Origin of the sequence: Burkholderia sp. 9779_493 (assembly GCF_015712215.1) — a bacterium.
Taxonomy (GTDB): Bacteria; Pseudomonadota; Gammaproteobacteria; order Burkholderiales; family Burkholderiaceae; genus Burkholderia; species Burkholderia cenocepacia.
In genome coordinates this window covers 175,619-189,473 of record NZ_JACCQA010000003.1, presented here as the reverse complement: position 1 = coordinate 189,473, position 13,855 = coordinate 175,619, and the positions used below count along the sequence as shown (strand labels likewise).

The 13,855-nt window shown below is 68.1% G+C and carries 10 protein-coding genes and 1 pseudogene; 5 read left to right on the top strand and 6 right to left on the bottom strand.

Annotated features, from left to right (window positions below):
• Nucleotides 1-51: 51 nt before the first annotated feature.
• Nucleotides 52-927, top strand: coding sequence for a LysR family transcriptional regulator (locus tag H0X95_RS03955; protein WP_059720780.1), 876 nt, complete (start codon nt 52-54; stop codon nt 925-927).
• Between the two features lie 71 nt (nt 928-998).
• Nucleotides 999-1,283, top strand: coding sequence for a hypothetical protein (locus tag H0X95_RS03950; RefSeq protein WP_034203332.1), 285 nt, complete (start codon nt 999-1,001; stop codon nt 1,281-1,283).
• 108 nt (nt 1,284-1,391) lie between these two features.
• Here H0X95_RS03950 and mgtA read toward each other — a convergent pair whose 3' ends face one another.
• Both mgtA and H0X95_RS03940 read right to left on the bottom strand, forming a co-directional pair.
• On the bottom strand, nt 1,392-4,157 hold the full coding sequence (gene mgtA, locus H0X95_RS03945) for a magnesium-translocating P-type ATPase (protein WP_080403475.1): 2,766 nt from the start codon (nt 4,155-4,157) through the stop codon (nt 1,392-1,394).
• Nucleotides 4,158-4,873: 716 nt separating this feature from the next.
• The gene (locus H0X95_RS03940; RefSeq protein ID WP_059720781.1) at nt 4,874-6,529 is read right to left on the bottom strand and encodes a S8 family peptidase; all 1,656 of its coding nucleotides are present in this window, start codon (nt 6,527-6,529) and stop codon (nt 4,874-4,876) included.
• Between the two features lie 409 nt (nt 6,530-6,938).
• Here H0X95_RS03940 and H0X95_RS03935 point away from each other — a divergent pair, with 409 nt between their 5' ends.
• Nucleotides 6,939-7,835, top strand: coding sequence for a glutamate/aspartate ABC transporter substrate-binding protein (locus tag H0X95_RS03935; protein WP_006488707.1), 897 nt, complete (start codon nt 6,939-6,941; stop codon nt 7,833-7,835).
• A 100-nt stretch (nt 7,836-7,935) separates the two neighbouring features.
• Here the strand turns inward: H0X95_RS03935 and H0X95_RS03930 are convergent, their stop codons facing one another.
• The gene (locus tag H0X95_RS03930; protein WP_058903201.1) at nt 7,936-8,481 is read right to left on the bottom strand and encodes a hypothetical protein; all 546 of its coding nucleotides are present in this window, start codon (nt 8,479-8,481) and stop codon (nt 7,936-7,938) included.
• 286 nt (nt 8,482-8,767) lie between these two features.
• Here H0X95_RS03930 and H0X95_RS03925 point away from each other — a divergent pair, with 286 nt between their 5' ends.
• Complete coding sequence (locus H0X95_RS03925; protein WP_006488708.1) at nt 8,768-10,015, top strand: multidrug effflux MFS transporter; 1,248 nt, start codon at nt 8,768-8,770, stop codon at nt 10,013-10,015.
• Nucleotides 10,016-10,106: 91 nt separating this feature from the next.
• Nucleotides 10,107-10,254, top strand: a pseudogene (locus tag H0X95_RS03920) (GNAT family N-acetyltransferase); the annotation flags it as partial.
• A 19-nt stretch (nt 10,255-10,273) separates the two neighbouring features.
• Here H0X95_RS03920 and H0X95_RS03915 read toward each other — a convergent pair.
• The 3 genes from H0X95_RS03915 to pbpC all read right to left on the bottom strand — a co-directional run bounded on the left by H0X95_RS03915 (nt 10,274) and on the right by pbpC (nt 13,850).
• On the bottom strand, nt 10,274-10,972 hold the full coding sequence (locus tag H0X95_RS03915; RefSeq protein WP_059720782.1) for a hypothetical protein: 699 nt from the start codon (nt 10,970-10,972) through the stop codon (nt 10,274-10,276).
• Between the two features lie 143 nt (nt 10,973-11,115).
• Nucleotides 11,116-11,403, bottom strand: a complete 288-nt coding sequence (locus tag H0X95_RS03910) for a hypothetical protein (protein ID WP_012493379.1) — start codon at nt 11,401-11,403, stop codon at nt 11,116-11,118.
• Nucleotides 11,404-11,606: 203 nt separating this feature from the next.
• Entirely contained in the window at nt 11,607-13,850 is a 2,244-nt protein-coding gene (gene pbpC / locus H0X95_RS03905) for a penicillin-binding protein 1C (protein WP_059720783.1), read from the bottom strand.
• Nucleotides 13,851-13,855 lie beyond the last annotated feature (5 nt).

Sequence of the window (13,855 nt, the reverse complement as noted above, 5' to 3'; positions counted from 1 at the left end):
TGCATTCGATCGGTAAAATGAATATTTCGATCGTTACGATTCCGTTAAAGAATGGAACTGAAACTGCTGCGCACATTCCTGACGGTCACCGAGCTGTGCCATTTCAGCCGTGCGGCCGATGCGCTGCACATGAGTCAGCCTGCGCTCAGCAAGCAGATCGGCGCGCTCGAGGCGAGCCTCGGCGGCAAGCTGTTCGAGCGCGGCCGGCATGGCGCGGAGCTGACGCCGTTCGGCGAACGCTTCCTGCCCGACGCACAGGCGCTCGTGCGCGATGCCGACGAAATCCTGGCGCGTGCGCGGGAAGCGACCAGCGGGCAGCGCGGGCATTTGCGGCTCGGCATCTGCCTGTCCGTGCTGACGCTCGTGCCGAAACTGATCGCCGAATTCCGCCGTTGCAATCCGGGTATCGCGGTGACGCTGAGCGACCTGTCGTCGTCCGAGCAGACGCGCCGGCTGCGCACCGGCAAGCTCGACGCCGGTTTCCTGCGCCTGCCTTCCGGCGAAGGCTTGTCGTCGTTCAAGGTGATCGACGAAGCGCTCGCGCTCGCGGTACCGCCGCATCTCGGCTTCAAGCGCGTGCCGGCCGACCTCGACGTGCTCAACGAGATCGGCTTCATCGCGCTGCAGCGTGCGCGTGGTCCCGGGCTGGCCGCGCAGATCGACCGATGGTGCGTCGCGCGGCGCTTCGTGCCGCACGTGATGCAGCAGGCGGAGGACGTGCAATCGGTGCTGACGTCGGTCGCGGCCGGCGGCGGTGTCGCGTTCATCCCGTCGAGCGCGCAGTACCTGTTGCGCGACGCGACGGTGCTGCCGCTCGACGGCCGGGACGCGAAGTGGCGCGTGGGGCTCGCGTGGCGGTCCGATCGCGACGATCCCGTCACCACGCGTTTCGTGTCGTTCATGCGCGCGGCGCTCAAGGGGGCGTGACGCGGCGTATAGTGTCCGCGATCGCTTTCTGCCTGCATGCCGGCGCGACGCCGGCCGACGAACCCGAACCGATGACTTCAGAATCCGACGAATCCCCGCTCGATCCCGCGCTCGTCGCCACGCTCGCGACGCTGAACGAAGCCGCCAGCGGTCCGGCCGGCAAGCCATGGTCGCTGCCGAAGATCGCGAAGCGCGCGCAATTGCCGATGAGCACGCTGCGCCGCGTGTTGACGCAACTCGACGCCGCCGGCCTGAGCGCGACGACGCTGAACGAGGACGGGACCGGCAGTGCCGCGCTGACCGGCGAGGGGCGCGCGGTGTGCGCGCAGCTGTTCGGCGCGAACGATGCCCGCTGAATGAAAAAACGGGCCGCCGAGGCGGCCCGTTCATCGCCGAACGACGGCAGATCGGGGGGCGACCCGTGCAGGTGGCGCACGGGCCGGCGCATCGTCATCCGAGCGCGATCAGAACCACTGCTTGTAGCGGCGCACGTAGATCGTCTTGACGATCTGCGCGAGCACGATGTACCCGACCATCGTCGCGGCGAGCCACAGCCAGTAGGTGCCCGGCAGGTGCATGAAGCCGATCGCCTCCGCGAACGGCGAGAACGGCAGCCAGCAGCCGATCGCGATCGCGGTGAAGGTCGACAGCAGCACCGGCAGCGACGCCGTGCTCTGCAGGAACGGGATCTTCTGCGTGCGCAGCAGGTGCACGACGAGCGTCTGCGACACGAGGCTCTCGATGAACCAGCCCGAGTTCATCACGATCTGGCCGCTCGCGCCGCCGTTCAGGTGATACAGCGCGCCCGCACCGAACACCGTCCACATCAGGATGTACGTCGTGATGTCGAATACCGACGACGTGGGCCCGACCCACAGCATGAAGCGGCTGATGTTGCCGGCTTCCCACTTGCGCGGCTTCTTCAGGAACTCGGGGTCCATCTTGTCCCACGGCAGCAGCATCTGCGACGTGTCGTAGATCAGGTTCAGCACGAGCAGTTGCGTCGCGAGCATCGGCTCCCACGGCAGGAACGCGCTGGCGACCAGCACCGAGAACACGTTGCCGAAGTTGGAGCTGGCCGTCATGTTCAGGTACTTCAGGATGTTGCCGAACGTCTCGCGGCCCTTGATCACGCCTTCCTCCAGCACCATCAGGCTCTTTTCGAGCAGGATGATGTCGGCGGTCTCCTTCGCGATGTCGGCGCCGCTGTCGACCGAGATGCCGACGTCGGCGTCGCGCAGCGCGGGCGCATCGTTGATGCCGTCGCCGAGGAAGCCGACGGTGTGACCGTTCGCCTGCAGCGCCTTGACGATGCGCGCCTTCTGTAGCGGCGTGAGCTTCGCGAACACGGTCGTGCGTTCGACCACCTGCGCGAGCGTGTCGTCGTCGAGCGCTTCGATTTCCGTGCCGAGCATCGGTTTGCCGGGTTCGAGGCCGACCTGGCGGCACACCTTCATCGTGACGGTCGGGTTGTCGCCCGTCAGCACCTTCACCGCGACACCGTTCTCGCGCAGCGCGGCGAGCGCCGGCGCGGCCGACTCCTTCGGCGGATCGAGGAAGGTCAGGAAGCCGCGCACGACGAGATCGTGTTCGTCGGCGGTGCGGTATTGCGCACGCTCGTCGCCACGCGGGATCGTGCGCGTGGCGAGCACGAGCACGCGGAAGCCGTCCTCGTTGTACGCGGTGGCCTGTTCGAGCAGCCGCTTGCGGGCCACGTAGTCGAGCGGGCGTACGCCGTCTTCATCCTGCACGTGCGTCGACACCGCCAGCATTTCCTCGACCGCGCCCTTGCAGATCAGCAGATGCGTGCCGCGCGTATCCTCGACGACGACCGACAGGCGGCGCCGCACGAAGTCGAACGGCAGTTCGTCGATCTTCTTGTAACCCTGCGGCTTCACGCGTTCGCCGATCTCGTCGGCGCGCGCGACGACCGCGATGTCGATCAGGTTCTTCTGGCCGCTCTGGTGGAAGCTGTTCAGCCAGCCGAGCCGCAGGATGTCCTCGTTCTTGTGGCCGGACAGGTCGAGGTGATGTTCGAGGATGATCTTGTCCTGCGTGAGCGTGCCGGTCTTGTCGGTGCACAGCACGTCCATCGCACCGAAGTTCTGCACCGAGTTCAGCCGCTTGACGACGACCTTGCGGCGCGCCATCGCGACCGCGCCGCGCGCGAGGTTCGCGCTGACGATCATCGGCAGCATCTCGGGCGTGAGGCCCACGGCCACCGCGAGCGCGAACGTGAGGGCGCTCAGCCAGTCGCCCTTGGTCAGGCCGTTGATCATGAACACGATCGGCACCATCACGAACATGAACTTGATCAGCAGCCAGCTGACGCTGGCGACGCCGCGGTCGAAGCTCGTCTCGATGCGCTTGTGGCTCACGACGTTGCGCGCGAGCGAGCCGAAGTAGGTCTCTTCGCCGGTCGCGACGACGACGGCCGTCGCCGTGCCGCTGACGACGTTGGTGCCCATGAAGCAGACGTTCTCGAGATCGAGCAGCGACGCCGGTGCGCCATTGGCCGCGCTCGCCGCGTGCGTGCCCGCGGATTTGCCGGCCACCGCGCCGAGCGTGTCGTACTTCTCGACGGGCAGCGCCTCGCCGGTCAGCACCGCCTGGCTGATGAACAGGTCGCGCGACGCGAGCAGCCGCACGTCGGCGGGGATCATGTCGCCGGCGGAAAGATGCACGATGTCGCCGACGACGACGTCGCGCATCGGCACTTCGCGGCGCGACGGCTCGGCCGTGTCGGTCACCGCGCGCTGCACGGTCGCGGTCGTGCGGACCATCGCCTTGAGCTTCTCGGCCGCGCGCAGCGAACGGAATTCCTGCACGAAGCGCAGCAGCGCGCTGATCGTGACCATCGTCAGCAGGATCGTCATGCCGACGTAGTCGCGCTCGTCGGGCGCCGCGAAGTAGACGTCGGTGAAGAAGCTGATGGCGGCCAGCACCAGCAGCACGTAGACGAACGGGTTGTGGAACGAGAGCAGCAACTGCCGGGTCCAGTGCGGCGGCTTGTCGTGCGCGATTTCGTTCGGGCCATGCTGCTGCAGGCGGTCGGCGGCCTGGTCGTAGGTGAGGCCGCGCGTGCTGGTGTGCAGCGACTTCAGCGTGTCTTCGAGCGGGCGGGCCGCTTCCTGCGCGGCGCGCATGGTGCGCGGTTCGTTCTGCTGGCCGGCGCCGGCCTTGATGAAGCCGCGCTGTTTCTTGTGCGAGGTGTTGTGTCGTGTCGTCATGAATCGCTCCTTGCGCACGAGGCGGCGGGCGGGGAGCGACCGTGACGCTATCGACGCACGAGCGCTCCCCGCCGCGTCGCGTCAGGCGCGATCGGCTGTGGATCGGTAAAGGCGGGAACGCTCGCCGGCGCGCATGATGCGGACGGCGTGTCGATGCGCAGCGTCGCACCGGCGAGCGGTAATCGACTACTGTCGTCTGAGTTCATCTGCACTCCTGTCGGTTGCGGATAGTCGGCACGGGCGATCGGCAGCGGCGCGCGCAACGAGGCGCGCGGCCCGACGGCACGCGAACGGAGAGCGCACGCGGCTGGCGCCGCGCGCAACACGAACGCACGCGCGCGACGGCGCGTCGCGTGCATTCGACAACATCGAAAAATTCGGCGGGAGATCTGGCCCGTGGTCAGGCCGGAAGGGCGCCGCATCCTGCTTCCCGGGATGCGGCAGAAGACGAGGCTCTGCGCGTTTTCCTCAGGCAGCAGTCAAGTTGGCCAGGAACCAACTACAACTCGCATCGGTGTTCACAGAACACTCCATGTAACTAGACGGGGGCGATGGTAATGGCTCGCTGTGCGAAGCGTCAACCCTTTTGTCAGGCGTTATTTCGAGATGCTTGATCGCGCCGGTGTGCGTTCGCGGGCGCGCCGGACAGCCCGCAACGAAACAGCCGCACGCACACCTTGTCGGCATGCGCGCGGCTGCGTCGAACGCGGTGCCGGTTACTGGTTCGCGGTCGCGACGGCGGCGCCCGCATCGAGGATGCCCGAGCCGGCCGGCAGCGCGGTGCACGACGTGCCGGCCGCCAGCTTCGCCGCGCGCGTGCCGCCTTGCAGCTTCTGCAGGATCTGCGCGGGCGTGAGGTTGCCGTTCACCGACAGCATCAGCGCGGCGACCCCCGTCACCTGCGGCGTCGCGAGGCTGGTGCCGTTCGCGAGGCCGTAGGTGTCCGAGCCCGGCGTCGTCGTGCCGGTGTTCGACGTCGACAGGATGTTGACGCCCGGTGCGCTCAGCGCGACATCGGCGCCGAAGTTGCTGAACGATGCGCGGCGGCCCGTCGCATCGGTCGCGCCGACGGAGATCACGCCGCGGCAGTTGGCGGGCTGGTCGAGCCCGGTCGACAGGCCGTCGTTGCCGGCCGCGACGACCACGGTCACGCCTTTCGCGGTCACGTCGTCGATCGCCTGCTGGAACGTCGTGCTGCACGCGCCGACTCCACCGAGGCTCAGGTTGATGATCTTCGCCGGCCGCGGGTTCGTCGGTACACCGGTCACCGGAATGCCGGCCGCCCAGCGCATGCCGTCGGCGATGTCGCTCGTCACGCCGCCGCACTTGCCGAGTACGCGCACCGGCAGGATCTGGCCGAGCCACGATACGCCGGCGATACCGGTGCCGTTGTTGGCGGTCGCGCCGATCACGCCCATCACGCGCGTGCCGTGCCAGCTGCTGTCGCTCGGCTGGCTCGCGCAGTGATAGAACGGGCCGTTGGCGTTGTCGAGTTCCTGCTGCGTGACCCAGTCGCCCGGATCGGTCGCGTCCGGGCCGCGCGTCAAGCCGTTGTTGCTGGTGTTGACGTTGCTGATGAAGCTGTAGCCGGACAGCAGGTTGCCGACGAGGTCGCCGTGCGGCCGATAGCCGGTGTCGAGCACGGCCGTGACGACGGTCGGCGAACCCTTGGTCACGTTCCACGCGGGCGGCAGGTCGATGCCGGCGGTCGGGTCGGACAGATACCACTGCTGGTTGTAGAGCGGGTCGCTCGGCGTGTCGCGGATCTGCATCGGGTGATCGGGTTCCGCGTAGTCGACATCGCTGTCGGCCGCGAACGCCTGCGCGAGCGCGGCGGCATCGGTGGCGGCCATGCGCTGGCCGAGCGACAGCACGGCCGCGCCGTTCGAGATGGTGCGCTCGACCTGCACGTTCACCGGCGTTTGCGCGACCGTGCTCGCGTACGCACGGGCGCTGCCGGTCACCGGCGCCGTCCAGCGCGTCATCGCGCGCTGGATCACCGCGTCGAGTCGCGCACCGTTGTCGACGGCCGCCATCGCTCGGGGGGCCGTCAGCGTCTTCAGCTTGACGATGAGGTGATCGACCGGCGGCTCGACCGGTGCGGTCTGCGCGGCCATCTGCACGGCGGCCTGCTGCGACGTGCACGCATTGGTGCCGGACGACGCGGGCGGGGTGGTCGGTGCGGGCGTGGGCGCCGGCGCAGGCGCGGGCGCCGGTGCGGGTGACGCATTGGACGAAGACGGGTTGCTGCCGTCGCCGCCGCCTCCGCCGCAACCGGCGAGGGGCAGCAGGGCGGCGGCGGACAGCATGCCGGCGAGCATGCGCGCATGTGCGAGGCGCGCCAGCGCGAAATTGAAACGTTTGGCTCTCATGTTGAAAGTCGATCCTCGTAGATAACCGTCGTGCCGGCGGTGGCGCTGGTCCGGGCGAGCCGGACCTTGTCGTTTTTGTCTGACGGTTGCAGCAGGTTGCTGCGACGCGCCATGCACTGGGTAACGGCGTGCGCGGCGGCTTCTTGAGTGCGTTTCGCGAGAAAAACAGGCGGTGCCGCAAACGATTACGTTGGTGCGTCGCAGCATGAACGCGCGTTTGGAACGACCGGCACAGAGCCGGTGCGCGGACCGGTCGGGCAGGAGGCGCGGGCGAGCGGGTTTGCGCGGCACGGAAAACGTCTTTCAGGATCCGGCCGTGGCGGAAGGTGGTTTACGCTTCCCCTGATATGACGCGAATATTGTCGGGCGTACGATCGCGACTCGATCAACGTTTCGTCAGGAGACAAGCATGGATCGTCGTTTCCGTTGGCTTGCCGTCGCGCTGGCCTGTGCGCTGGCCGGCACCGCGCACGCGCAGGCTCTTACCGGTACGCTGAAGAAGATCAAGGACACGGGCGTCGTGTCGCTGGGCATTCGCGAGTCGTCGGTGCCGTTTTCGTATTCGGACAACCAGCAGAAGAACATCGGCTATTCGCGGGACATCGCGTCGCGCATCATCGACCAGTTGAAGACGGAGTTGAACCTGCCGAACCTCGCGGTGAAGGAAATCCCGATCACGTCGCAGAACCGGATTCCGCTGCTGCAGAACGGGACGATCGACTTCGAATGCGGCTCGACGACGAATACGCTCGAACGGCAAAAGCAGGCCGCGTTCTCGAACAGCATCTTTCTGTACGGCATCCGCTTCAGCACGCGCAAGGATTCGGGCGTGAAGGACTTCGCGGACCTGGCCGGCAAGACGGTCGCGACGACGGCCGGTACGTCGGACGAGCGCTTGCTGCGCAAGCTCAACGAAGAGAAGGCGATGAACATGACGATCATCAGCGCGAAGGATCACGCCGAAGCGTTCATGAACGTCACGACCGGGCGCGCGGTGGCGTTCGTGATGGACGAGCCGCTGCTGTACGGCGAGATCGCGAAGGATCGCAACCCGGGCGCGTACACGGTCACCGGTACGCCGCTCGTTCATGAAAACTACGCGTGCATGATGCGCAGGGACGATCCGCCGTTCAAGCGCGTCGTCGACGGCGTGATCGCGAAGATGCAGACCTCGGGCGCGGCCGAGAAGCTGTACGACCAGTGGTTCACGCAGCCGATTCCGCCGAAGGGCGTGAGCCTGAACTATCCGCTGTCGGCGGAGATGAAGCAGCTGTTCAAGAATCCGACCGATCAGGCGCAGTACTGAGCACCGCGTCGTGGCGATGTCGCGCCACCCATGAAAAACCGCCGGCACGTGCCGGCGGTTTCGCTTTGCGGCCCGGTCGCTCGTGCGCCGGACGCGCGCGTCAGGCCTTGATTTCAGGCCCGCGTGCGGCCGGCCGTGCCGGCGCCGCCGGGGCGGGAGCGGGCGCCATCGAACGCGCCGAAGGTTGCACCGGCACGATCACGACGACCGGTTCCGGCATGGCCCACGGCGCCATCGCGAACCCGACGGGCTGCGGCATCGGCATCGCGAACGCGTTGGCGAGCGCGATGTGCTGGAGCGCCATCATCTGCTGCTGCATCGCGACCATCTGCGCCTGCGTCGCCTGCATCCGGTACTGCACGGCCTGCATTTGCCGCAACGCTGCCGCGGGCGGCATGCCGCCCGACGACGACGTCTGCATCTCGAAGCTCGCACCGCCTTGCGGGCTGTGCCAGCTCCACGTGCTGACCTTCATCGGGCCGACGGCCGTCTGGACGACACGCGTCTCGGCTTTCACGGGCACGGCCTGCCCGTTGACATTGACGAACATCGGTTGGGCGGCGGCCGCCGCGCCGGGCTGCCCGGCCAGCGCGAGCACGGGCACCAGCGCGAGCGCGCCCGCCGCCATATACGAACGGAATCGCATCTTCGTATCTCCATCAAACGAGACTGATCGAATCAACAATGACGTGCGGCTCACGGAGTGAGCCACCCGAGACAATGCCGCCGCCGGCTTAAATCAACATTAAAACCGCCGCCGGCGGCCCGATCGGCGCATGTCGGGACCGGCCATTCAACCTCGCCCGCGCCAGGGAAATCCTGTCGCCGGATGCAACAACAGGCACAATACGGAATTCGCCACCACCGCACGCATGTTCGACATTCGAACATTGACGGTGCGGCACTGCTGTCCGACCTCCTTCCCAGTCGTCATGAACGCCACGCTCACTCCCGCGCGCGAGTCGAATTCGCCGCGCTTCCTGCTGTTCCTGATCTGCCTGTTCGCGTCCGCCGGCCAACTCGCGATCGACATCTACGTGCCCGCGCTGCCTGACATGGCACGTTCGTTCGCGACCACGCCGCAGGCGATCCAGTCGAGCGTGTCCGGTTACATGGCGGCCTACGCGCTCGGCCAGCTGATCTTCGGGCCGATCGCCGACGCCTACGGCCGCAAGCGCGTGCTCGCGTTCGGGCTCGTGATCTACACGATCGGCTGCCTGCTGTCGCTCGGCGCGCCGAACCTGGAGACGTTCGTGCTCGCACGCTGCCTGCAGGGCTTCGGGATCGCGACGACCAACCTGCTGGCGAAGGCGATCATCACCGATTCGTTTTCCGGCCAGGCGCTGATGCACGCGTTCACGTACATGTCGATCGCATGGGGGCTGGCGCCGATCATCGCGCCGGTGATCGGCGCGCACCTGCAGGAATGGTTCGGCTGGCGTGCGTGCCTCGTGTTCCTGCTGGTCTATTCGCTGGCGATGTGGGCGCTGCTGTGGCGCTACCGCGAGACCTTGCCGAAGCCGGTGCATCTCGAGCCGCGCACGCTGATGGCGAACGCGGGCAAGGTGCTGGCCAGCCCGGTGTTCCAGAGCTGCTTCCTCGCCCAGGGGCTGTGCTACAGCATCCTGCTGGTGTTCAACATCGTCGGGCCGTTCATGGTGCAGACCACGCTGCACAAGCCGCCGACCTTCTTCGGTTATCTCGCGCTCGGCATCGGCCTCATGTATTTCCTCGGCGGTTTGTCGAACCGGATTCACGGGCGCGGGCTGCCGAGCGCCGAGCAACGGCTGCGGATCGGCGCGCGCGTGATGGCGGGCGCGTCGGTCGCGATGCTGGTACTGGCGCTGACCGTCGGCCTGCGCGTGTGGACGCTCGCGACGCCGGTGCTCGTGATGGGTTTCTGCGCCGGTGCGATGTATCCGACGCTGATGGCCAAGGGCAATTCGCTGTTTCCGCATATCGCCGGCCTGACGAGCGCGATTCTCGGCTGTGCGCTGCTGCTCGTGTCGTCCGCGATGATGGGGCTGGCCGGTTTCGTGTCGATTCACGTGCTGACGCCGCTGGCGGTGTTTTTCGTCGCGTTGTCGTTCATCGTCGTGTGGATGGTGACGAAGCTGCTGCGGTATCTGTCGCAGCAGCAGGCGGCGCCGGTGGTGTGCGGGAGCGGGGAGGCGGCGTAAGCGCCGGGTGGTGACCGCGGCCCACGAGCCGGATCCTGCTGAATCGCGTCGCCCGGTCCGACGCCGCTGACGTGATCGCCGCGAACCATCCGGCAAGCGTGCGTCGATCGCGCTGGTTCGACGGCTCGGGTTCAGGCAAGCGGGATGTTCGCCGCGCTGTCTGCGCATCGGCGGCGAATGGCGCGACCACGAGCGTTTGGGCATTGCTGGCCGACGACGCGCGCGAAGCCGGCACCTGACGGTCGATTCCCGTCCCGCTCACATTCCTTGCAGCGGATGCGCGGCCCCGGCCTGCTGCAACAGCGACACGGCAACCGGATCCGGCAGTCCGTTCGGATCGATCGCGCCAGCCTTCGCCAGCGCAACGAGATCGCCGTCGACGCCCGGTTGCCCGGCCACGAACGAGGTGGTCAGGAACGCCGGCGCGGCGAGCGAGACCGCATAGCGCTGCTGCAGGTTCGTCACGACGGCCGATTGCGCGGCCTGCACGGTGTCCGGGCTGTTCATGGCCCGCTGGTAGCGCAGGCTGCCCTGGAAATTGCCGATCAGCCCGGCCGTGTTCGTCCCGAGTTGCGCCGCGAGATAGACCAGCATCAGCTCGGTCTCGGGCGTCGTGTTGAAGGTGCCGCCCGCATAGGCGAGCGAATGCAGGCTCGCGCCGCCCGACGCCACGGTGATGACGCATGGCAGCGCGGCGTCGAGCGTCACACGGTAGTTGCCGCCGCCGTCCGTCAGCGTCGTTGCCGAGCCGACCGCGCAATTGACCGTGACCTGCGCGCTCGCGAGCGCGTCGCCCGTCGCGGCCGTGCCCGATAGCGCGACGGTCTGCGTGTTGTCGTTGAAGCATACGTCGACACCGAAGCAGGCATCGCCGTTGCAGGCCTGGAGGGCGGCGAGCGCTGCAACGCACAAGACGCCCAGCGCGGGGCGGGTGAAGCGTTCGTGGCGGATGTTCATGGTCGCAGGCCATCGAGAGAATGAGGCAACCGGTGCGCGTCGGGAATGCGGCGCTGCTGTCATTCTAGGTGCTGAACCGCGGTGCTGCTGGCCCGTTCGGTCTGCCGCTGGCGGCTTGCGCGCGGTATGGCCGGGCCGGGGCGTCATTGGCGCGGGTGGCGGGCCGGCGCCAAGACGTAAGCGAGCAACAGGCTCAGCAGAACGCTGAGCCCGAGCACGTGCCAGTGGCTGGCGAGCAATCGCTGGAAGTGTTCGCCCATGTCCGGCGTGATCCACCAGCAGCTTATCGGATGCATGCGAGCCTGGTGGCATTCCAGGATGCCGCCGTTGCGATACGCGTCCCACAGGCTGTCGGCGGCATACAGGCCCAAGCAGAGCGGGATGATCTGTACGCCATGCCGGAGCAGTTTGCCCTCGGTTTCGGGTGTCATCGTTGTCGGTCCGGAATCGGCCTGCGTCGGTTCGTCGTCGGTGCCCGAATGCACCGCATGCGCGATATTGTCGAACTAATTCATCCCGTCCACAATGATTTGCGGCTTGGCCGGTCCGGTCGAATAATCGGGCGACTGCACTCGACTTCTCCGGCCGGCCGCCGAAGGCGAATACGGCCGGCCAGTAAGGCCGGCTCGCCGCCTCAGGGCTTGCGCGCGGCCGGCTTCGCGAACGCGCCGCGCACCTCGAAGCCGATCGCATCCGCGACGTTGCCGCGCGCATCGACGAGTTCGAGCCGGTGCCGGCCCGGCCATGGCAGCCACGCGACGCGATCGGCATGCCCGATCACCTTGTCGTCGAGCCGCCACGCGAACTTCGCCGCGCGCCCGGACGAGCGCTCGAACCAGATCCGCTGGTTCTTCGGCGGAATGTCCGGGTCGATCGCGAAGATCGTGCCGTCGGTCGGCGCGCCGATCGTCAACGGCGCGCGCGCGCCGTCCCTGCCCGGCGTGACCGGCGCCGCGAGCCGGATCGTGTCGACCGCCGTGCCCGCGATGAACCACTCGTTGCGGGCCGGCTCGATGTCGCGCTCGAACGCGATGCGGCGCGTCTCGACGCCGGCCGGCGCACGCGGCGCACGGCTCGGCAGGTCGCGGTGCAGATAGCCGACGACGGCCGACCACACGGGCGACGCGCCCGTGACGCCCGACACGTCCCACATCGGCGAGCCGTCCGCATTGCCGACCCATACGCCGACCGTATAGCGCGACGTGAAACCGACGGTCCAGTTGTCGCGCATGTCCTTGCTCGTGCCGGTCTTGACCGCGGAAAAGAAGCGCGTCGCGAGCGGGTTGTCGAAGCCGAACGTGCGCACGCGCGCATTGTTGTCGGACAGGATGTCGGTGACGACGAAACTGGCCGCCTCGCTGAACACGCGCGTGCCGGCGTCCGGCCGCGCGGGCGCCGCTGCGCCGGCTGCCGCCGTCGGCGCCCCGGCCGGCAGGTCGACGACCTTGCGCGCGACGCCGCCGTTCGCGAGCGCGCGGTATGCGTTGGTCAGCGACAGCAGCGTGACGTCGGCACTGCCGAGCGCGAGGCTGAAGCCGTAGTAATCGCCTTCCTGCGCGAGCGGCAGGCCGAGTGCGGTCAGCGTGCGCGCGAAGCGGTGCGGCGTGACGAGCACGAGCGTGCGCACGGCCGGCACGTTCAGCGAACCACCGAGCGCGCTGCGCACGCTCACCCAGCCCTTGAAATCCTTGTCGTAGTTCTGCGGAATGTACAGGCCGCCGCCGGCGGCGAGGTTGATCGGCGCATCGTCGAGCAGCGACGCGGCCGTCAGCCGCTTCTCGTCGAGCGCCTGTGCATAGAGGAACGGCTTGAGCGTCGAGCCGGCCTGACGCGGCGCGAGCACGGCATCGACGTCGCGCGCGCTCGACAGCGCCCCCGACGAACCGACCCACGCGCGGATCTCGCCGGTCGCGTTGTCGATCACGACCACCGCGCCGTCCTGCACGTTGCGCCGGTGCGCGGGCGCGTCGAGCTCGGTCAGCGCGCGCGTCAGCGTGTCGCGCGCGAAGCGCTGCAGCGGCGCATCGAGCGTCGTGCGGATCTGCGCGCCGGCCGCCGGCTTGACCTCGGCCGCGATGCGCCGCGCGAAGTGCGGGGCGAGGGCGGCGCCGTCGTCGCGGACGGTATTGGCTGGGCGTGCGACGACGAGCTGCACGTAGCCGTCGAGCGACGCGCATGCCTGCCCGGCATGCATGTCGCGCAGGATCCGGCACGCGCGCTCGGCGATCTTCGCGGGTGCCGCGTTCGGGGCCCGCACGAGGGCGGCCGCGATCGCGGCCTCGCGCGCGTCGAGGCCCGACGGCGCCTTGCCGAATAGCACCTGCGACAGCGCGCCGAGCCCGATCGTCTCGCCGCGGAACGGCACCAGGTTCAGGTAGGCCTCGAGGATCTGGTCCTTGCGCCAGCTGCGTTCGAGCCACAGCGCGTTCACGGCCTGCGTGGCTTTCTGCGGCAGCGAGCGCTGACCCGAGCGGCGCGGCGAATCGCTGAGCAAGCCCGCGAGCTGCATCGTGACGGTCGACGCGCCGCGCGTGCGCTCGTTCCACAGGTTGCCCCACGCGGCGCCGGCGATGCCGCGCCAGTCGACGCCGCTGTGTTCGTAGAAGCGCTTGTCCTCGGACACGACGATCGCCTCGCGGAACGCGGGCGATACGTCGGCGAGCGACACCCAGTCGCCGCGCCGTTCGGTGAGGTCGATGCGCGTGCGCTGCAGCGGCGTGCCGTCGCGCGCGAGCAGCACCCAGTCGGAACTGCGCCAGTTGCGGCGCACGTCGTCGTAGCCGGGCAGCGCATGCGCGACGAGCGGCGCGGCCAGTACGACGGCGACGAATACGCGGCCGGCGAAACGCGCCGGCCGCGGCAAAGCCAGATCGATCATCACTT